This is a genomic window from Pantoea sp. X-Soil-ISGK-285 (assembly GCF_059730815.1).
On record NZ_AP035938.1, the window covers coordinates 201,523 to 220,217 of the forward strand.

At 56.3% G+C, this 18,695-nt stretch carries 17 protein-coding genes; 12 read left to right on the top strand and 5 right to left on the bottom strand.

Annotation, left to right across the window (positions count from 1 at the left end; all coding sequences use genetic code 11):
• Positions 1-65: 65 nt before the first annotated feature.
• Positions 66-875 carry a DUF1460 domain-containing protein gene (locus AC6I8B_RS00890; protein WP_157354147.1) on the top strand — a complete coding sequence of 270 codons (810 nt, stop codon included), beginning with the start codon at positions 66-68 and terminating at the stop codon, positions 873-875.
• A gap of 53 nt (positions 876-928) precedes the next feature.
• On the opposite strand, the gene rhtB is transcribed toward AC6I8B_RS00890, so the two are convergent.
• Positions 929-1,552, bottom strand: coding sequence for a homoserine/homoserine lactone efflux protein (rhtB, locus tag AC6I8B_RS00895; protein WP_010257290.1), 624 nt, complete (start codon positions 1,550-1,552; stop codon positions 929-931).
• 112 nt (positions 1,553-1,664) lie between these two features.
• On the opposite strand from rhtB, the gene pldB reads away from it, so the two are divergent.
• Both pldB and yigL read left to right on the top strand, forming a co-directional pair.
• The gene (pldB, locus tag AC6I8B_RS00900) at positions 1,665-2,657 is read left to right on the top strand and encodes a lysophospholipase L2 (RefSeq protein WP_497817556.1); all 993 of its coding nucleotides are present in this window, start codon (positions 1,665-1,667) and stop codon (positions 2,655-2,657) included.
• A 52-nt stretch (positions 2,658-2,709) separates the two neighbouring features.
• Positions 2,710-3,510, top strand: a complete 801-nt coding sequence (gene yigL / locus AC6I8B_RS00905; protein WP_497817557.1) for a sugar/pyridoxal phosphate phosphatase YigL — start codon at positions 2,710-2,712, stop codon at positions 3,508-3,510.
• A 50-nt stretch (positions 3,511-3,560) separates the two neighbouring features.
• Here the strand turns inward: yigL and glpT are convergent, their stop codons facing one another.
• Positions 3,561-4,901 (bottom strand): glycerol-3-phosphate transporter, encoded by a 1,341-nt coding sequence (glpT, locus tag AC6I8B_RS00910; RefSeq protein WP_010257284.1) that lies wholly within the window; start codon positions 4,899-4,901, stop codon positions 3,561-3,563.
• Between the two features lie 374 nt (positions 4,902-5,275).
• On the opposite strand from glpT, the gene AC6I8B_RS00915 reads away from it, so the two are divergent.
• Positions 5,276-6,139 carry a carboxylate/amino acid/amine transporter gene (locus AC6I8B_RS00915; protein ID WP_010257282.1) on the top strand — a complete coding sequence of 288 codons (864 nt, stop codon included), beginning with the start codon at positions 5,276-5,278 and terminating at the stop codon, positions 6,137-6,139.
• 301 nt (positions 6,140-6,440) lie between these two features.
• On the opposite strand, the gene AC6I8B_RS00920 is transcribed toward AC6I8B_RS00915, so the two are convergent.
• Positions 6,441-6,920 carry a YehS family protein gene (locus AC6I8B_RS00920; protein WP_010257278.1) on the bottom strand — a complete coding sequence of 160 codons (480 nt, stop codon included), beginning with the start codon at positions 6,918-6,920 and terminating at the stop codon, positions 6,441-6,443.
• Positions 6,921-7,003: 83 nt separating this feature from the next.
• On the bottom strand, positions 7,004-7,930 hold the full coding sequence (gene metR / locus AC6I8B_RS00925; RefSeq protein WP_003854400.1) for an HTH-type transcriptional regulator MetR: 927 nt from the start codon (positions 7,928-7,930) through the stop codon (positions 7,004-7,006).
• 144 nt (positions 7,931-8,074) lie between these two features.
• Here metR and metE point away from each other — a divergent pair, with 144 nt between their 5' ends.
• Positions 8,075-10,345 (top strand): 5-methyltetrahydropteroyltriglutamate--homocysteine S-methyltransferase, encoded by a 2,271-nt coding sequence (gene metE, locus AC6I8B_RS00930; protein ID WP_157354028.1) that lies wholly within the window; start codon positions 8,075-8,077, stop codon positions 10,343-10,345.
• A gap of 55 nt (positions 10,346-10,400) precedes the next feature.
• On the opposite strand, the gene AC6I8B_RS00935 is transcribed toward metE, so the two are convergent.
• Complete coding sequence (locus AC6I8B_RS00935) at positions 10,401-11,234, bottom strand: dienelactone hydrolase family protein (RefSeq protein ID WP_010671680.1); 834 nt, start codon at positions 11,232-11,234, stop codon at positions 10,401-10,403.
• Between the two features lie 303 nt (positions 11,235-11,537).
• On the opposite strand from AC6I8B_RS00935, the gene udp reads away from it, so the two are divergent.
• The 7 genes from udp (at position 11,538) to tatA (ending at position 18,694) form a co-directional block, all read left to right on the top strand.
• Positions 11,538-12,299: a uridine phosphorylase gene (gene udp / locus AC6I8B_RS00940; RefSeq protein WP_010257266.1), complete on the top strand. Its 762-nt coding sequence runs from the start codon at positions 11,538-11,540 to the stop codon at positions 12,297-12,299.
• 92 nt (positions 12,300-12,391) lie between these two features.
• Positions 12,392-13,660 (top strand): tetratricopeptide repeat protein, encoded by a 1,269-nt coding sequence (locus AC6I8B_RS00945; protein ID WP_157354025.1) that lies wholly within the window; start codon positions 12,392-12,394, stop codon positions 13,658-13,660.
• Positions 13,661-13,745: 85 nt separating this feature from the next.
• Positions 13,746-15,245: a DNA recombination protein RmuC gene (gene rmuC, locus AC6I8B_RS00950; RefSeq protein WP_010257260.1), complete on the top strand. Its 1,500-nt coding sequence runs from the start codon at positions 13,746-13,748 to the stop codon at positions 15,243-15,245.
• 75 nt (positions 15,246-15,320) lie between these two features.
• Positions 15,321-16,079: a bifunctional demethylmenaquinone methyltransferase/2-methoxy-6-polyprenyl-1,4-benzoquinol methylase UbiE gene (gene ubiE / locus AC6I8B_RS00955; protein ID WP_008926452.1), complete on the top strand. Its 759-nt coding sequence runs from the start codon at positions 15,321-15,323 to the stop codon at positions 16,077-16,079.
• Between the two features lie 11 nt (positions 16,080-16,090).
• A complete protein-coding gene (gene ubiJ / locus AC6I8B_RS00960) occupies positions 16,091-16,696 on the top strand; it encodes a ubiquinone biosynthesis protein UbiJ (RefSeq protein ID WP_010257253.1) in 606 nt (201 codons plus the stop codon).
• Positions 16,693-18,330, top strand: coding sequence for a ubiquinone biosynthesis regulatory protein kinase UbiB (ubiB, locus tag AC6I8B_RS00965; protein ID WP_010257248.1), 1,638 nt, complete (start codon positions 16,693-16,695; stop codon positions 18,328-18,330). The genes ubiJ and ubiB overlap by 4 nt, the downstream gene beginning before the upstream one ends.
• 109 nt (positions 18,331-18,439) lie before the next feature.
• Positions 18,440-18,694, top strand: coding sequence for a Sec-independent protein translocase subunit TatA (gene tatA, locus AC6I8B_RS00970; RefSeq protein ID WP_010257244.1), 255 nt, complete (start codon positions 18,440-18,442; stop codon positions 18,692-18,694).
• Position 18,695 lies beyond the last annotated feature (1 nt).

Consider the following 18,695-nt stretch of genomic DNA (forward strand, 5'->3'; position numbering starts at 1 on the left):
TTAATCATTCATATCCATATCTCCATTAAAGTCGGGAAGCAGGCGCAACGTTTATGGAGAGGATGATGAGAGTGAAGTTCATATTACTGGTGTTGATGACGGCCTGTATCAGCGCCTGCGCCTCGCCTGATGCCGCCCGCAACCCTGCGCCAGAGCCGGGCCAGACCGATGAGGTCACCTCGATCCTGATGCGGACGCTGTCCGATGTCGATCAGACGCAGGGCGAAAGGATTAGCCGGATCTCTGCGACGTTTCTCGGAACACCCTATGAAGCGGATACGCTGATCGGTTCTCCCACGCGTCCGGAAGCGCTGGTGATCAATTTCAACGGTGTGGATTGTTACACGCTGCTTGATTACGTGCAGGCGCTGAGCCGCAGCCACGATCGTGCCAGCTTTGAGGCTAACCTGATTCGGACCCGCTACGCTGGCGGTGAGGTCAGCTACCGGAATCGTCGCCACTTTTTTTCCGACTGGTTTGCCGATAGCCCGCGCAATGCCGATGACGTGACCCGCACTCTTAGCCCGGATACGGTGACGGTGGTGAAGCACCTGAATCGTCAGGCCAGCGGAGCAGAACAGGTGCCCGGTCTGGGTGTGATTGCACGTCCTGTCACTTACATTCCGGCCCGGGCGATCACACCGCAGGTGCTGAACCAGATTCAGACCGGCGATTACGTGGGGGTTTACGCCACCAGTCAGAGCCTGGATGTTACGCATGTGGGGATTGCTGTCCGGCATGATGGCCGCTTGTGGTTCAGGAACGCCTCTTCGCTGGCCGTTAATCGAAAAGTTGTCGATGCCCCGTTCAGGGAATATATGCGCTCGAAGCCGGGCATCATTGTGTTGCGTGCGGTTCCACTGACAGCGCCGTAGCGGGGCCAGGGAAGAAGGGATAATCTTTCGCGCCGAATTCGGCGCGTCAGACGTTAAGCGATTTTTCTGGCGCTGGCCAGCAGCGCGCCTACTGCCATAAACAGCCCGCCAAAAATGCGGTTCATTAACTTCATCTGTTTAGGTCCCTTAATCCAGCCCGCAATCCGCGTTGCCAGCGTGGCGTAGCCAATCATCACGATGATATCGACCACAACGGTGGTGACGCCCAGCACCAGATACTGCATAAATAGCGGCTGATGCGGCTGAATAAATTGCGGGAACAGGGCGGCGAGAAAGACGATACTTTTCGGGTTGGTCAGGTTAACCAGCACGGCGCGTTTGAACAGGCGACGACGCGGCATCGCTCTGGCGACTGCATCCAGATCAATGCCACCCGCTGAGCGCCACTGCTGAATACCCAGCCAGACCAGATAGGCCGCACCGGCCCATTTCAGAATCTCAAACGCCAGCAGCGACTGAGAAAACAGCGCGCCCAGACCGATGCCGACCAGCACGATATGCAGCGCCAGGCCGACCTGCAAACCGGAGATAGAGGCCACCGTGCCGCGATAGCCGTGGCTGATACCGGTACTCATGGTGTTGATTGCGCCGGAACCGGGCGACAGGCTGAGAATTGTAGTGGTAAGCAGATAGGTCAGCCACCATTCGATGGTCATGGGTCAGGCTCTCTTTAGTAGCGGAATTGTGACACAATACGCCAGAAATAAGCGCGGCGCTACGGCCTGCGCATGGCATTCAGGACTCTGTATCCGGTCATCAGGAGGGCGAATGAATCAACACAAAGCCAGCTGGCTGCGACGAGAAAAAGCCTTTGCTGCCTTCGCTACCGGGCCACTGCTCGATTTCTGGCACAGCCGCGAAGAGCTTGAGTTTACCGGCGTGGGTAATCTGACGCTGCGCTACGTCCGCTTCACATCACCGCAACACAAGCGTGTGATCCTGATTGTGCCGGGACGCATCGAGAGTTACATAAAATATCCTGAGCTGGCGTACGATCTGTTTCACTGCGGATTTGATGTGGTGATCCTTGACCATCGCGGCCAGGGGCGTTCCGATCGCCTGCTGGAAGATTCACACCGCGGTCACGTGGCGGAATTTACCCATTATGTCTACGACCTTGAAACGCTCTATCTGAAAGAGATTATCAGCGGTCACTACCAGCAGCGCTATGCGCTGGCTCACTCCATGGGCGGCGCAATCTTAACGCTGTTTCTGGCGCGTCAGCCGCAGGCGTTTCATGCGGTCGCGCTGGTGGCGCCGATGTTTGGCATTGCTTTACCGTTGCCCTCTTTTCTGGCCCATCGGATCCTGGACTGGGCGGAGAAGCGTCCGGCCATGCGCGATGGCTATGCGCTCGGCACCGGCCGCTGGCGTGCGCATCCGTTTGGCATTAACCGGCTGACGCACAGCACCGAGCGTTACCGGCGAAATCTGCGCTTTTATGCGGACGATCCGGCGATTCGCGTTGGCGGGCCAACCTACCATTGGGTACGTGAAGGCATCCATGCAGGTCGCAACATCATCAGTCAGGTCGATAAGATCACCACGCCACTGTTACTGTTACAGGCCAGCGATGATCGGGTGGTCGACAATCGTTCGCAGGACCTTTTTTGTGCCGCGATGGCGGCGGCGGGTCATCCGTGTGAGGGCAATAAGCCACGGGTGATCGACGGTGCGCGTCATGAGATCCTGTTTGAAAAGGATGAGATGCGCGCCGAAGCACTCAATGCAGTGGTCGACTTCTTTTCCTCGCACCACTGACGTTATTTATCCGACCGGTTAAGGCCGGCAGAACCAGATACCCGAGGTTTTCATGTATCACATCGTTGCATCCGATCTGGATGGCACGCTGCTTTCTCCCGAACATCGTCTGACCCCTTTTGCGCGTGAAACGCTGCAGCAGCTGGTCGCGAAAGATATTCACTTTATATTCGCCACCGGCCGTCATCATATCGATGTCGGACAGATGCGCGACAGCCTGGCGATTCCGGCCTATATGATCACCTCAAACGGCGCGCGCGTGCACAACGCAGAGGGCGAACTGGTGTTCAGTCATAATCTGGATGAGGATATCGCCAGCGATCTGTTTGGCCTGCAATATCATCACAGCGATATCCTGACCCACGTTTACCGCGACGATGAGTGGTTTGTCAGCCGCTCAAGCCCGGCTGAGCAGGACTATTTCCGCGAGTCGGTGTTCAACTATCAGGTCTATGAGCCGGGTCTGCTGCCAACCGATAATATCAGCAAGGTCTTTTTCACCTGCGAAAATCCCGAGCATCTGATCCCGTTGGAACAGGCGATTGAAGCGCGCTGGGGCGATCGGGTTAACGTCAGTTTCTCACTGCCTACCTGTCTGGAAGTGATGGCGGGCGGCGTGTCGAAAGGGCATGCGCTGGAAGCGGTCGCGAAAACGCTGGGCCATTCACTGGAAAGCTGTATCGCCTTTGGCGACGGCATGAACGATGTGGAGATGCTGAGCATGGCGGGTAAGGGCTTTATCATGCAGAACGCCCATCAGCGGTTGAAAGATACGCTGCCGGAGCTGGATGTGATCGGTTCAAATGCCGATGATGCCGTGCCGCAGACGCTGCGCACGCTCTATCTTGCTTAAGCCGTCAGCGCAAAAAAAGGGCCGGATATCCGGCCCTTTTTTTATTGCCGTCAGGCAGGGGTCTTTTTGTGTTTGTGTTCGCTGACCATGGTCAGTAACAGCAGGATAACCGCCAGCACACAGCCAGCAATCATCACCATGAAGCCGCCGTCCCAGCCGAAGTAATCGACGGTGTAACCGACAATGGCGCTGGCCGCCACCGATCCACCCAGATAGCCGAACAGGCCGGTGAAGCCCGCCGCTGTCCCCGCCGCTTTTTTCGGGGCCAGCTCCAGCGCGTGCAGACCAATCAGCATCACCGGACCGTAGATCAGGAAGCCAATCACAATCATACAGGCCATATCGACGCCAGGATTGCCCGCCGGGTTAAGCCAGTAGATCACGGTCGCGATGGTTACCAGCGTCATAAAGAACACCCCGGTCGCACCGCGATTACCGCGGAACACTTTGTCCGACATCCAGCCGCACAGCAGCGTTCCGGGGATCCCCGCATACTCATACAGGAAGTAAGCCCACGACGATTTATCCAGCGTGAAGTGTTTTACTTCTCTGAGATAGGTCGGCGACCAGTCGAGAATGCCGTAGCGCAGCAGATAAACAAACACGTTGGCCAGCGCGATGTACCACAGCAGCTTGTTCGGCAGCACATATTTCATGAAGATCTGTTTAGCCGTCAGCTCCTCTTCGTGGCTGGCATCATAGTCGGGCGGATAGTCGTTTTTGTACTCTTCAATCGGTGGCAGACCACAGGATTGCGGCGTATCACGCATCAGCGCAAAGGCCAGAATCGCAATGGCGATGGCGCCAAACGCCGGCATATAGAGTGCCGCTTTCCAGTCGTTGAACCACGCCATACCGAGCAGGAACAGCAGAGGCGGAATACCGCCGCCGACATTATGGGCGCAGTTCCAGACCGAAACGATCCTGCCGCGCTCTTTCTGCGACCACCAGTGAACCATGGTACGTCCACAAGGTGGCCAGCCCATGCCCTGGAACCAGCCGCAGATAAACAGCAGCACGAACATCACCATAATGCTGGAGGTGGCCCAGGGAACGAATCCCATGATCAGCATCACTGTCGCAGCCAGAATCAGGCCTGCCGGTAAGAAGACGCGCGGGTTTGAGCGGTCAGAGACCGATCCCATGATGAATTTTGAAAAGCCGTAGGCGATGGATATGCCGGATAAGGCAAAACCGAGATCGCCACGTGAAAAACCCTGCTCTACCAGGTAGGGCATGGCGAGTGCGAAGTTTTTTCTGACCAGATAGTAGGCGGCGTAACCAAAGAAGATCCCGATGAAAATTTGCCAGCGCAGACGACGGTAGAGCGGATCAACGTGATCCTCCGCCACCTGCGGCTGACGTGGTGCAGGTTTAAAAATGCTCAGCATCAGTGAGGCCCTCCAGGGCACATTATGGTTTTTAATTCCCAGCAGGTTGGGGCAGGAAAAGAGCAGAAGAAAATGGACGCAGAATGTTCCATTTCGCGCAAAGAATAGTGTTAGTTGCGCAACGTTACTGTGATGAATGACACATTTGTTACACTTTTATTACATTCTGGAGCGGAAGTGATCATGCGATGGATCATTTCGCGCATTTTATCTGGCTGAAAGATCTTTCTGCAGACAGTTATGTCAGGAAGCTAAAGCCCTTTTCCGATGGCTATTCTGATCGCCTGGTTTGTAATCAGATGTCAACCAGATTTCACAGCCTGATGGCAGCACATTGTTTACACTGACGGCCTGTTAATTTCGGGGTCGTCACCGTGTTTTTATTGATTATTACCACCATTCTGTGGGCCTTTTCGTTCAGTCTGATTGGCGAATACCTTGCCGGGCAGGTGGACAGTTGGTTCTCTGTACTGATGCGACTGGCGCTGGCTGCGCTGGTATTTTTACCTTTCCTGCGCTGGCGTGGTCATCGCCCTTCAACGCTGTTGCTTTACATGCTGGTCGGGATGCTGCAGCTGGGCGTGATGTATCTGCTGAGTTTCGAAGCCTATCTCTACCTTAGCGTGTCGGAATTCCTGCTGTTCACGGTGATGACGCCGCTTTATGTGACGCTGATTTACGATCTGATCAGCCGTCGTCCACTGCGCATGGGTTATATCTTCAGTGCACTGCTGGCTGTGGCAGGTGCGGCCATTATTCGCTATGACAAAGTCAGCGATCATTTCTGGTTTGGTCTGCTGTTAGTGCAACTGGCAAATATCTGCTTTGCGGCGGGAATGGTGGGCTATAAGCGTCTGCAGGAGACCCGCCCGATGCCGCAGCACACCGCCTTCTCCTGGTTCTATCTGGGTGCGGTGTTGATTGCGGTGATCGCCTGGTGCGCCTGGGGCAATCCGCAGAAGTTGCCGACCACCTCATTGCAGTGGGGCATTCTGGTCTGGCTGGGCATTGCGGCTTCCGGTCTCGGCTATTTTATGTGGAATTATGGTGCGACCCAGGTCGATGCCGGCACGCTGGGCATTATGAATAACATGCACGTTCCTGCCGGGCTGCTGGTGAATCTGGCTATCTGGCAGGAGAAACCGCACTGGCCAAGCTTTATTGCGGGCGCGCTGGTGATCCTCGCCTCGCTGTGGGTGCATAAGCGCTGGGTGGTGGGGCGCAGTGACCGATCATAAACAGGGCTGTTGCATGGGAGCGGCCTCCCGGGCTGGCGCGTCCGATCGCGAAGGAATCTCACATCCCTGTGGATCGGCCGGGCCATCCCTGGCCCGGACGCTTCGCTCTTCAGACGCGCCAGCCCTGGAGACTTAACAGCATCATCGCAGTTGAACCAGGGGCTCAGAGCGAATATGAAGGAGGGGATGGCGGGTTGAGAAGTAAAGCGTCCGCCGCAAGGATGCGGCGGTCGAGGCTCCAGGGATGGATTTACGCCGTCTTTACGCAGCAACCCGCTATTTCCGACTGGATGGCACGATATCAGGCAGGCTTCTCACTCTTAGGACGCTGAATCATCGCCAGCCCTTTCAGGAAGTTACGCAGAATCTGATCGCCGCATTCGCGGTAGTTCTTATGATCAGGTTTGCGGAAAATCGCACCAATCTCAGCCTGTGAAACGGTAAAATTCACGCGTTTCAGTACATCAGGGATGTCGGTGGTTTTCAGATCAAAAGCGATACGCAGCTTTCTCATGAAGATGTTATTGGTCATCTTGCGCTCAATCGACGGCGCGGGCGCATCTTCACTTTTGCCGCGACGGTAGAAGATCAGGCCATTCAGGAAATAACCCATCAGCACATCGGGGCAGGGACGGAACGCAGCATCGTCATCTTTTTTCAGCCACGCCTGAATATCCGCCAGCGGCACGTCACATTGCGCCAGCGCAAAAATCTCCACCATTTTGGCATCGCTCAGGTTGAGCATATAGCGCACGCTGCGCAGAATATCATTGTTAGTCATGGTGAAATCTTCTCGTGGTCAGTCGACAGGCTGCGCATTATAGGGGATTTTGCCCGCCTTCGCGCAGGTTTGTGCCCGCCAGATTATCGCTGCAACACCGCACCGGGCAGCGCGGCGTCGCGCACAAAAGGCAGATGCTCACAGGCGTGCTGACGGGCAAAGCGGATAAACGCTTCCAGCACCGGCTGACGTTGCTCCCCTTCGCGCACGGCCGCATAAAGACGGCTCCACAGGCCATCGCCCAGCGTGCGGGTGACCACCAGACCCTGCTTCTCAAAACTCTCCACCACCCAGTGCGGCAGCGCGGCAATCCCCATACGTGCCGAGACCATCTGAATCATCAGCAGGGTGTTATCCACACTTTTCAGTGCCGGACTGACGCCTGCAGGTTGCAGGAAGTGACGCCAGATATCCAGACGCTGACGCTGCACCGGATAGATCATCAACACCTCATCGGCGAGATCTTCCGGCGAAATCTGCTCAACCTGCGCCAGCGGGTGATCCGTTGCCAGCACCAGCCGCACTTCATAATCAAACATCGGGGAGTAGAACAGACCCGAGCGCGCCAGGATATCGGAGGTCAGCACCACATCCAGCTCACCCTGTTGCAGGGCGGGTTGAGGATCAAAGGTCACGCCCGATTTGAAATCCATCACCACCTGCGGCCAGCTCTGACGGAATTTATCCAGCGCGGGGGTCAGCCACTGGATGCAGCTATGACACTCTATCGCCACCCGCAGCGTGGTCTGATGTGGCTCATGGCAGGCCTGCAATGCCTGCTGAATCTGCGGCAGCACCTGCTCTGCCAGCTGCAGCAGAATATCGCCCTGCGGCGTAAAGCGCAGCGGCTGACTTTTACGCACAAACAGGCGGAATCCCAGCCGCTGCTCCAGATCGCTGAACTGATGAGACAACGCCGATTGCGTCTGATGAAGCTGGGCCGCCGCCGCCGCCAGCGATCCCGTATTGCGCAGAGCCTGAAGCGTCCGCAGGTGCTTGAGTTCGATCATGAGAGTCCTTCACATCGAAAATGAACATATTGCGCTTGAGCAATATACAGTACCCGCAGAGTATAGCAGTGTAAACATCTGGACGGCTAAACATCTTTGGCTGCCCATTTCAGCCAAAGTGAAAGATTATCTGGAGAACAGCACATGACTATCCTGAACCATACCCTCGGCTTTCCCCGTATTGGCCTGCGCCGTGAACTGAAAAAAGCGCTGGAGAGTTACTGGGCTGGCGACAGCACGCAGCAGGCGTTACTGGCGACGGGCCGTGAGCTGCGTGCGCGACACTGGCAACAACAGAAAGAGGCGGGCGTCGATCTGCTGCCGGTCGGCGATTTCGCCTGGTATGACCATGTGCTGACCACCAGCCTGATGCTGGGCAACGTGCCCGCGCGTCATCAGAACAAAGCAGGCACCGTGGACCTCGACACCCTGTTCCGCCTGGGACGCGGTCGTGCGCCGACCGGCGAGCCTGCGGCGGCGGCAGAAATGACCAAATGGTTTAACACCAACTATCACTACATGGTGCCGGAATTTACCCAGGGTCAGACGTTTAAACTGACCTGGACCCAGCTGCTGGATGAGGTGGATGAGGCACTGCCGCTGGGACACAACATCAAGCCAGTGCTGCTGGGGCCGGTGACGTATCTGTGGCTGGGTAAAGTGAAGGGTGAGCCGTTTGAACGTCTGTCACTGCTGGAGGGGATTCTTCCGGTCTATCAGCAGGTGCTGGCGGAACTGGCTAAGCGCGGCATCGAATGGGTACAGATTGATGAACCCATTCTGGCACTGGAGCTGCCGCAGACGTGGCGCGAAGCCTTCCAGCCGGCGTATGACGCACTGCAGGGTCACAGCAAACTGCTGCTGACCACCTATTTTGACAGCATCGGCCAGAACATTGATGTGATTCGTGCGCTGCCGGTGCAGGGGCTGCATGTCGATCTGGTCCATGGTCGTGATGATATTCAGCAACTGAATCAGCAACTGCCCGCCAGCTGGCTGCTGTCGCTCGGCGTGATCAACGGACGCAACGTCTGGCGCGCCGATCTGAGCCGCTGGTTCAGCCGCTTGCAACCGCTGACCAGAGCGCGTGAACAGGTGTGGATCGGCTCCTCCTGCTCGCTGCTGCACAGCCCTATCGACCTGAGCGTCGAGACCCGTCTGGATGATGAAGTCAAAAGCTGGTTCGCCTTTGCGCTGCAAAAATGTGCCGAGCTATCACTGCTGAGTCAGGCACTCAACAACAACGATGCGACGGCGCTGGAAGCCTGGAGCGCACCGGTACACGCCCGCGCTCACTCCCGCCGCGTGCATAATGCGGCGGTGGGCCAGCGTATTAAGGCCATTACCCCACAGCACAGTGAACGCCAGAGCGCTTATCCGGTGCGGGCGGTCCTGCAGCGTCAGCGTTTCAATCTGCCAGCCTGGCCTACCACCACCATCGGCTCTTTTCCGCAGACCACTGAAATTCGCGGCCTGCGCCTCGACTTTAAACAGGGCCGGCTCGACAGCAACCATTACCGCACCGGCATCGCGGAGCACATTAAGCAGGCGATTCTCGAACAGGAGCGGCTGGGGCTGGATGTGCTGGTTCACGGTGAAGCGGAACGTAACGACATGGTTGAGTACTTCGGCGAACATCTGGAGGGGTTTGTCTTCACACAGAATGGCTGGGTTCAGAGCTACGGTTCACGCTGTGTGAAACCGCCTGTCATTATTGGCGATGTCAGTCGTCCGGAGGCGATCACCGTTGAGTGGGCCAGATATGCCCAGTCGCTGACCAACAAGCCGGTAAAAGGGATGCTGACCGGTCCGGTAACCATCCTCTGCTGGTCATTCCCGCGTGAAGATGTGTCACGCGAAACCATCGCGAAACAAATCGCGCTGGCGCTGCGTGATGAAGTCGAAGACCTGGAGAAGGCGGGCATCGGGATTATCCAGATTGATGAGCCTGCGCTGCGTGAAGGTCTGCCACTGCACCAGTCTGAATGGGCCGCCTACCTGAACTGGGCGGTGGAGGCCTTCCGACTGAATGCGGCGGTGGCGCGGGATGAAACCCAGATTCACACCCATATGTGTTACTGCGAATTTAACGACATTATGGACGCTATCGCGGCGCTGGATGCCGATGTGATCACCATCGAAACCTCGCGATCTGACATGGACCTGCTGGAGGCGTTTGAGAACTTCGACTACCCGAATGAAATCGGTCCCGGCGTCTACGACATCCATTCGCCTAATGTCCCCAGCGTGGAGTGGATAGAAGCACTGTTGCTAAAGGCGGCGAAACGCATTCCGGAAGCGCGTCTGTGGGTGAACCCGGACTGCGGTTTGAAAACACGGGGCTGGACGGAAACGCGTCAGGCGCTGGCGAACATGGTGACGGCAGCGAAGAAATTGCGTGGAGAAACGGCGTAGGGAATCGGGTCTGGTGGACGAAAAAATCAGGGGCGCAGACGCGCCCCTTTTTCATTTACTGCGATGCAACACCATACTGCCTGAACCAGGCCAGCATCCGCTGCCAGCCATCATTGGCAGATTCAGCATGGTAGCTTGCACGATAGTCAGCATTAAAGGCATGGCCCGCTTCGGGATAGACGATGATCTCTGCGGTTGCATTGGCGGCATGCAGTGCCTGACGCATCTGCTCGACGCTCTCCAGCGGGATACCCTCATCCTGGCCACCATACAAACCTAATACCGGCGCATTCAGGTCGACCGCAATATCAATAGGATGTTTCTGCTGCTTCAGCGTACGCTCACCGGTCAGTCGTCCATACCACGCCACGGCGGCGCGCAGTTGCGGGTTATGCGCGGCGTAGAGCCAGCTGATGCGACCACCCCAGCAAAAACCGGTGATGCCCATGCGACGAATATCGCCGCCGTTGCGTGCGGCCCAGTTGGCGGCATGATCGAGATCGGCCAGCACTTGGCTGTCAGGCACTTTGCTGACCAGCTCGCTGAACAGCGTCGGGATATCGTTATACTCAGCGGGATCGCCCTCGCGGAAATAGAGCTCAGGCGCAATCGCCAGATAGCCTTCCAGCGCCAGACGGCGGCAGATATCCCGGATGTGTTCATGCACACCAAAGATCTCCTGCACGACCAGCACGACAGGCCATGGGCCTTCCGCTGACTGGGGTTTTGCAAAGAATGCCGGCATGTTTTCGCCCTGGCTGGGCACTGAGGTCTCTCCCGCGTGAATCGCCGGACTGTCGGTAATGATGGTGGTGGAGGCGGTGGGCTGCACGGCAGGGGCAAAGCCGCCCGTCGCCGGTTTTTGTGCCATATTATCACTGGGTTTCATTATTCTCTCCGTGCAAGCATTTGCGCAATCACGTAACTATAGCCTGGCCGGAAAGCGTATGCGCCAGGTGTCGGGTCACAGAATCAGCAGCGAATAAAATCATCCTTCTCTTTAACATTGCGCAGACCCTGACACAGCCCCACCGAGAGCTATCCGCACCCGGAAGATGCTATTGTGTGATTGCTGTCACAATTTATCTTTCGGGAAATGTAACTTTCATTTTCTTAAGTGAATGTTGTCACATATTTTTTGGGCGTGCTGGCGTAGAGTGGCGCGCTACCTTCCCTTAACAGGAGTCTGAAAATGACACAGTCTGACGTTTTCCATCTTGGCCTGACCAAAGCCGATCTGCAGGGCGCCACCCTGGCGATTGTGCCGGGCGATCCAGAGCGCGTGAAGAAAATTGCCGGACTGATGGAAGATGCCACGCATCTCGCCTCACACCGTGAATTTACCTCCTGGCTGGCAAAAATTGATGGTAAGCCGGTCGTGGTCTGCTCAACCGGCATTGGCGGTCCGTCTACCTCGATTGCGGTCGAAGAGCTGGCGCAGCTTGGCGTGCGCACCTTCCTGCGTGTCGGTACCACGGGCGCTATCCAGCCGCATATCAATGTCGGCGATGTGCTGGTGACCACTGCGTCTGTTCGCCTGGACGGGGCCAGCCTGCATTTTGCGCCGATGGAGTTCCCGGCAGTGGCTGATTTCGCCTGCACCACCGCGCTGGTTGCCGCCGCAGAAGCTTGTGGCGCGAAAACGCATATCGGCATCACCGCCTCTTCTGACACCTTCTATCCGGGTCAGGAGCGCTACGACACCGTCTCGGGCCGCGTAGTCAGTCGCTTCAGGGGATCGATGAAAGAGTGGCAGGAGATGGGCGTTCTCAACTATGAGATGGAATCCGCTACACTGTTAACCATGTGCGCCAGCCAGGGTCTGCGAGCCGGCATGGTGGCGGGCGTGATTGTGAACCGCACTCAGAAAGAGATCCCGGATGCGGTCACCATGAAACAGACAGAAAGTGACGCAGTGAAGATTGTGGTCGAAGCGGCGCGTCGCTTACTATAACGACCGCGTCTGGCAGCAGGTTTTTTGTCCAGACTCAAAACCTGCTGCCGGTAGTTAACGGCGCGTAACATCAGTGAAACCTGAGAGTTTTTATGCGCAATACGATTCCCGTCCGACGTCCTGCCCCTGGTGCTAATCCGGCCGCACTCAAAGCCATGCTGGAACGCAGTGCCGAACGTTTCCGTGCCGCCATGCAACAGGGCGACTATGCGCTGGCCGCTCAATGCTGTGAAGAGGTATTGCGCACGATGCCCAATCAGATGCAGGTGCTGAGCGACTACGCGCTCTGCCTGCTGCGTCTGGGTCAGTACAATAAATCGTACAAAATCTACCAGAAGATTTATCAGTCGCCGCCCGCTGTGCAGGCTACCGCCTCTGAAACCTGGCTGGATGGCTTAACCGAAGTGTGTGGCTGGCTGGATAAAAAGGACGAGGTAGCGCGTCATGGGCTGGCCTCGCTGATGCGCTCTGATGCGCGTTTCAGTCAGGGGCAGCGCGCCACGTTTCCCGCTCCGCAACCGGAGCCTGTCGATCTCACTCATCCGCACCAGAATGTCATCGCTTTCTGCCTCTATGGCGATCAGCCGCGCTACTGTGAAACCTTAATCAAAAACGTTGAAGTGGCGCCTGAACTCTATCCCGGCTGGGTCTGCCGCATCTACCTCGATGACAGCGTGCCGCAGCATGTCTGGCAGCGCCTTGACCAGCCGCACGTCCAGCTGATCGATATGTCTCACGAGAAAACGCTGTTTCCGACCCTGTGGCGTTTCCTGGTAATGGACGATCCGGGCGTGAAGCGTTTTATCGTGCGTGATGCCGACTCGCTGCTCTCGGAGCGCGAAGCGGCAGCGGTTAACGCCTGGCTGGCGTCGCCTTACTGGTTCCACCATATGCGTGACTACTTCTCCCATACTGAGCTGCTGCTGGCAGGGATGTGGGGCGGCTGTCACGGCGTCTTCCGGGATGTGGAACAGGCGATGCGCGATTTCATTGCGCAGTATCAGGGCAGCCAGCGCTTCACCGATCAATATTTCCTCAAGGTGGCGTTGTGGCCGACGGTGCGTGAAAGCCTCCTGAGCCACGATGATTTGTTTCATTTTCATCAGGCCAAGCCGTGGCCTGACCATGCCCCCGTGCGCTGGCAGACGCCGCATTTCCATGTGGGCAGCAATGCCGGTTTTGCCAGTATGACCGGCAAATCCAGCGCCGCTGAGGGAAGCAGACAGCGCGTCGCGATCACCTCGGGCGGGACAACCTGGCACTATCTGGCGCAGGTTAAAAAGGGTGAATGGCTATTGCCCATGCCGTTTTTCCTGATTGATGAGTGGCAGGCTGGCAAGCTCACGGTAGCGGCGCTGTAAGGCGCTGAATCCTGCTAAAATTATCTGGACATTCATACAGTGCGACTCTACCTTTCCCTCAGCAGCCTGAGTCGCGGGGGAAATCATGGATCAGCACATCATTATCAGCGCCTGTCTGGCGCTTGCCGGGTTAGGGATTGGCTGGATGCTGGCACAGTTACGTGCCGGCCATCAGGTCGCCAGTTTCCAGACCGAGCGCCGTCTGCAGGAAGAGGCGCAACAGCGTCAGCAGCAGCAAATCGAACAGCTTCAGCAGCAGACGCAGCAGCGTGAGCAGGAGCTTCGTCAGCTGCACGGTGCTCTGAGCGGCGCCAATGAGCGGCTGCAACAGCTTGATTACTGGCGTAATGAAAGTGAGCAGCTTAATCGTGAACTGCGCAATCAGCTGGAGGTCAACAGCGCGCAGGAAGCGGAGCTGCGTGAGGTGACCATTCGCCTTGAAGAGACCCGTTTCGCCGCAGAAGAGAAACAGCGCCTGCTGACCAACAGCGAACAACGCCTTAGCGCCCAGTTTGAAAACCTCGCCAACCGTATTTTCGAAAACAGCGGCCGTCGCGTCGATGAACAGAACCGGCAAAGTCTGGACGGGCTGATAGGCCCGTTGCGTGAACAGCTTGATGGCTTCCGTCGTCAGGTTCATGAAAGCTTTGGCGCAGAAGCGCGTGAGCGACATACCCTGACCCATGAAATCCGGCAGTTACAGCAGCTGAATGCGCAGATGGCGCAGGAGGCGCTTAACCTGACCAAAGCGCTGAAGGGCGATAATAAGATCCAGGGTAACTGGGGTGAAGTGGTGCTGAGCCGGGTACTGGAAGCCTCCGGACTGCGTGAAGGCTACGAATATGAAACCCAGGTGAGCATTCAGTCAGAACAGCAGGGCAGGATGCAGCCGGATGTGATTGTGCGCCTGCCGCAGGGCAAAGATGTGGTGGTGGACGCCAAAATGACGCTGGTGGCCTATGAGCGCTACTTCAATGCGGATGATGAGATCGAACGAGAGCAGGCTATTCAGGAACATGTCGCTGCCATGCGGGCGCACATCCGCCTGCTGGGACGAAAAGATTATCAACAATTGCCCGGGTTACGATCGCTGGATTATGTGCTGATGTTTATCCCGGTGGAGCCCGCCTTTTTGCTGGCCATTGACCGCCAGCCTGAGCTGATTGGTGAGGCGCTGCAGCAGAACATCATGCTGGTCAGCCCTACCACGCTGCTGGTGGCGTTGCGTACCATTAATAATCTGTGGCGCTATGAGCATCAGAGCCGCAATGCGCAGCGTATTGCCGATCGGGCAACGCGGCTCTATGACAAGATGCGGCTGTTTGTCGATGACATGAGCGGCATTGGTCACAGCCTGGATAAAGCACAGAACAGCTATCGCGAGGCGATGAAAAAGCTGTCGGAAGGGCGCGGCAATCTGATTGCGCAGACTGAAGGATTTCGAGCGCTGGGCGTGGAGATCAAACGACCAATCAATCCTCAGCTGGCCGAACGTGCCATGCCGGAAAACCGGGCGGCTGATGATGCAGATGATGACAGTGATGCGGATGAGAGTGAGATGCATGTGAGGCGCCTCCACGAATAGTATGGGCGCAGCGTGCCTGACTTCCGTGACTCTGATACACTTCGGGAAGTATTGTTTGTGGAGCAGGTAAAACCGATGGCAGATGAATCACAGCAGGAAACTACCCATTTTGGCTTTCAGACGGTCGCCAAAAGCGAAAAAGCTGACAAAGTCGCGGACGTGTTTCACTCCGTAGCGGCAAAATATGACCTGATGAACGATTTGATGTCGTTTGGCGTCCATCGTATCTGGAAGCGTTTTACCATTGACAGCAGCGGCGTACGTCGCGGTCAGCGCGTGTTGGATCTGGCGGGGGGTACCGGCGATCTGACGGCTAAATTTTCTCGCCTGGTGGGCGAAACGGGTCAGGTTGTACTGGCCGATATCAACAGTTCCATGCTGAAGATGGGCCGCGAAAAGCTGCGCAATCAGGGCGTGGTCGGCAACGTGAGTTACGTACAGGCCAATGCCGAAGCCCTGCCTTTCCCTGATAACTATTTCGACTGCATTACCATCTCTTTTGGCCTGCGTAACGTTACGGAAAAAGAGAAGGCGCTGGCCTCTATGTTCCGGGTACTCAAGCCGGGCGGACGCCTGCTGGTGCTGGAGTTCTCTAAACCCGTTCTGGATCCGCTGAGCAAAGCGTATGACGCCTACTCGTTCCACATTCTGCCGCGTATCGGACAGCTGGTGGCGCAGGATGCAGAGAGCTATCGCTATCTGGCCGAATCGATCCGCATGCATCCCGATCAGGAGACCCTGAAAGCGATGATGAACGATGTCGGTTTTGAAAATACCACTTACTCCAATATGACCGGCGGCATTGTGGCGCTGCATCGTGGATTTAAGTTCTGAGTGAGATGGTAATGAACCTGACGCCCTTGATTACCGCGGGCCTGGAAACGGCGCTGAACCGTATTCTCTATCGCGATCGTGGCCTGAAACCGGCGCGGCAACGCCTGAATGGCAAAGTGCTGACGCTGCGCCTGAATGAGTTCTCTCATCCGCTGGTGCTGGTCTTCAGTGAACAGCAGGTCGATGTGTTAGCTGACTGGCAGGATCGCAGTGACTGCACGGTGATCACCTCGCTGAAAACCCTGCCGAAGCTGCGCGATCGCCAGCAGCTGACGCCGCTGATCCGCAGCGGTGAATTGCAGGTTGAAGGCGACCTGCAGGTGGTGCAGCAGTTCTCTGCGCTGATGGATCTGGCTGAGCTGGATCCGGCAGAATATCTGGCTCCCTGGGTCGGCGATATCGCCGCACAGGGGATCAGCCAGCGCTCACAACAGGCATTACGCTTTTTCAAAGGTGAAGTGCAGCGTCGCCAGGATTATCTCGGACAGGCCATAACCGAAGAGTGGCGTGTTGCGCCTGGCTCGCTGGAATTAGCCTGGTTTTCTGAGGAGGTCGACGCGATGGAACGTTCGCTTGAGGCGCTTGATGCGCGTCTGGCGCAGCTGGAGGCAAAATGAGTTTTGGAGAGATCCGCCGCTTATATCTGATCATGAAGGTGTTTCTGACCTATGGCCTTGATGAACTGATTCCTCAGACACGCCTCACTTTCCTGTTTCGCCTGTGGCGTCGCTCTGTTTTCTGGATCCCTAATCTGCATCAGCATGAACCGATCGGCGCACGTATGCGCATGGCGATGGAGCAGCTGGGTCCGGTCTGGATCAAGTTTGGCCAGATGCTGTCGACCCGTCGTGATCTCTTCCCGCCGCTGATTGCCGATCAACTGGCGATCCTGCAGGACCGTGTTGCGCCGTTCGATGGCGTCAAAGCCAAAGCGCAGATTGAAGCTTCAATGGGCGCGCCGATTGAAACCTGGTTTGATGATTTTGATATCAAGCCACTGGCTTCGGCATCCATTGCGCAGGTGCACACCGCCACGCTGAAATCAACTGGCAAGAAAGTGGTGATCAAAGTGATTCGCCCCGATATTTTGCCGGTGATTCGGGCGGACATGAAGCTGATCTATCGCCTGGCCCGCTGGGTCCCGCGCCTGTTGCCGGATGGCCGTCGTCTGCGTCCGGTCGAAGTGGTGCGCGATTATGAGAAAACCCTGCTTGATGAGCTGAATCTGTTACGTGAAGCGGCCAACGCCATTCAGTTGCGCCGGAATTTTGAAGATAGCCGCATGCTCTATGTGCCGGAAGTCTATTCCGACTACTGCAGCGAAACCATGATGGTGATGGAGCGCATCTACGGCATTCCGATTTCAGATGTTGCCACGCTGGAGCGTCATGGCGTTAATATGAAGCTGCTGGCAGAACGTGGCGTGCAGGTCTTCTTCACCCAGGTCTTCCGCGACAGCTTCTTCCATGCGGATATGCATCCTGGCAATATTTTTGTCAGCTATGAACATCCGGAAGATCCACAATATATCGGCATCGATTGCGGTATCGTGGGTTCACTGAACAAAGAAGATAAGCGCTATCTGGCTGAAAACTTTATCGCCTTCTTCAACCGTGACTACCGTAAGGTCGCGGAGTTGCACGTTGACTCAGGCTGGGTGCCGCCCGATACCAACGTAGAAGATTTCGAGTTTGCGATTCGTACGGTCTGCGAGCCGATTTTTGAAAAACCGCTGGCTGAAATCTCCTTCGGGCATGTGCTGCTGAACCTGTTCAACACCGCACGCCGCTTTAATATGGAAGTGCAGCCGCAGCTGGTCCTGCTGCAAAAAACGCTGCTCTATGTTGAAGGCATCGGCCGTCAGCTCTATCCGCAGCTCGACCTGTGGAAGACAGCCAAGCCCTTCTTGGAAGAGTGGATCAAAGATCAGGTGGGATTACCGGCTATTATCCGTGCGGTAAAAGAGAAAGCGCCATTCTGGGCTGAGAAGCTCCCTGAGCTGCCGGAGCTGTTTTACGACAGCATGCGCCAGCACAAACTTTTGCGGCACAGCGTCGATAAATTAGTGGGCGATATGAATGCGCAGCGCGTCCGGCACCATCAGGCGCGTTACCTGTTCGGCGTCGGTGCAACGTTGCTGTTAAGCGGAACGGCTGTGCTGCTCACCCGACCGGATTGGGACTTTTTCCCGGCGGTGTTGATGGCAGCAGGAATTGTCTCCTGGTTAATCGGCTGGCGTAAGACAAACTGATTGTCACGTCCGTCTAAAAAAAGGTAATGTCGCTGGCTCAGGCCCGGTTGAAAAGGGCACTCTGTGGTGCATTACCTCATCGTTTTCACAGAATATTAGAGGCTATCTCATGGGCGGTATCAGTATCTGGCAATTGTTAATCATTGCCGTGATTGTTGTACTTCTGTTCGGTACCAACAAATTACGTAATCTGGGTTCAGATTTGGGTTCTTCGATTCGTGGCTTCAAAAAAGCCATGGGTGACGAGGACGACAAAAAGGATCAACCGAAAGAGCAGGACGCTGACTTCGCTGCCAAAACGCTGGCGGACAAACAGCAAACTTCGGCTAACAAAGAAGAAGCCAAGAACGACAAGCAGGTGTAAA

What these genes read in the sequence shown, in the direction of transcription:
- AC6I8B_RS00890 (WP_157354147.1), top strand. Translation starts at nt 66, where the DNA reads ATGAGAGTGAAGTTCATATTACTGGTGTTGATGACGGCCTGTATCAGC.
- rhtB (WP_010257290.1), bottom strand. Translation starts at nt 1,552, where the DNA reads ATGACCATCGAATGGTGGCTGACCTATCTGCTTACCACTACAATTCTC.
- pldB (WP_497817556.1), top strand. Translation starts at nt 1,665, where the DNA reads ATGAATCAACACAAAGCCAGCTGGCTGCGACGAGAAAAAGCCTTTGCT.
- yigL (WP_497817557.1), top strand. Translation starts at nt 2,710, where the DNA reads ATGTATCACATCGTTGCATCCGATCTGGATGGCACGCTGCTTTCTCCC.
- glpT (WP_010257284.1), bottom strand. Translation starts at nt 4,901, where the DNA reads ATGCTGAGCATTTTTAAACCTGCACCACGTCAGCCGCAGGTGGCGGAG.
- AC6I8B_RS00920 (WP_010257278.1), bottom strand. Translation starts at nt 6,920, where the DNA reads ATGACTAACAATGATATTCTGCGCAGCGTGCGCTATATGCTCAACCTG.
- metR (WP_003854400.1), bottom strand. Translation starts at nt 7,930, where the DNA reads ATGATCGAACTCAAGCACCTGCGGACGCTTCAGGCTCTGCGCAATACG.
- metE (WP_157354028.1), top strand. Translation starts at nt 8,075, where the DNA reads ATGACTATCCTGAACCATACCCTCGGCTTTCCCCGTATTGGCCTGCGC.
- AC6I8B_RS00935 (WP_010671680.1), bottom strand. Translation starts at nt 11,234, where the DNA reads ATGAAACCCAGTGATAATATGGCACAAAAACCGGCGACGGGCGGCTTT.
- udp (WP_010257266.1), top strand. Translation starts at nt 11,538, where the DNA reads ATGACACAGTCTGACGTTTTCCATCTTGGCCTGACCAAAGCCGATCTG.
- AC6I8B_RS00945 (WP_157354025.1), top strand. Translation starts at nt 12,392, where the DNA reads ATGCGCAATACGATTCCCGTCCGACGTCCTGCCCCTGGTGCTAATCCG.
- rmuC (WP_010257260.1), top strand. Translation starts at nt 13,746, where the DNA reads ATGGATCAGCACATCATTATCAGCGCCTGTCTGGCGCTTGCCGGGTTA.
- ubiE (WP_008926452.1), top strand. Translation starts at nt 15,321, where the DNA reads ATGGCAGATGAATCACAGCAGGAAACTACCCATTTTGGCTTTCAGACG.
- ubiJ (WP_010257253.1), top strand. Translation starts at nt 16,091, where the DNA reads ATGAACCTGACGCCCTTGATTACCGCGGGCCTGGAAACGGCGCTGAAC.
- ubiB (WP_010257248.1), top strand. Translation starts at nt 16,693, where the DNA reads ATGAGTTTTGGAGAGATCCGCCGCTTATATCTGATCATGAAGGTGTTT.
- tatA (WP_010257244.1), top strand. Translation starts at nt 18,440, where the DNA reads ATGGGCGGTATCAGTATCTGGCAATTGTTAATCATTGCCGTGATTGTT.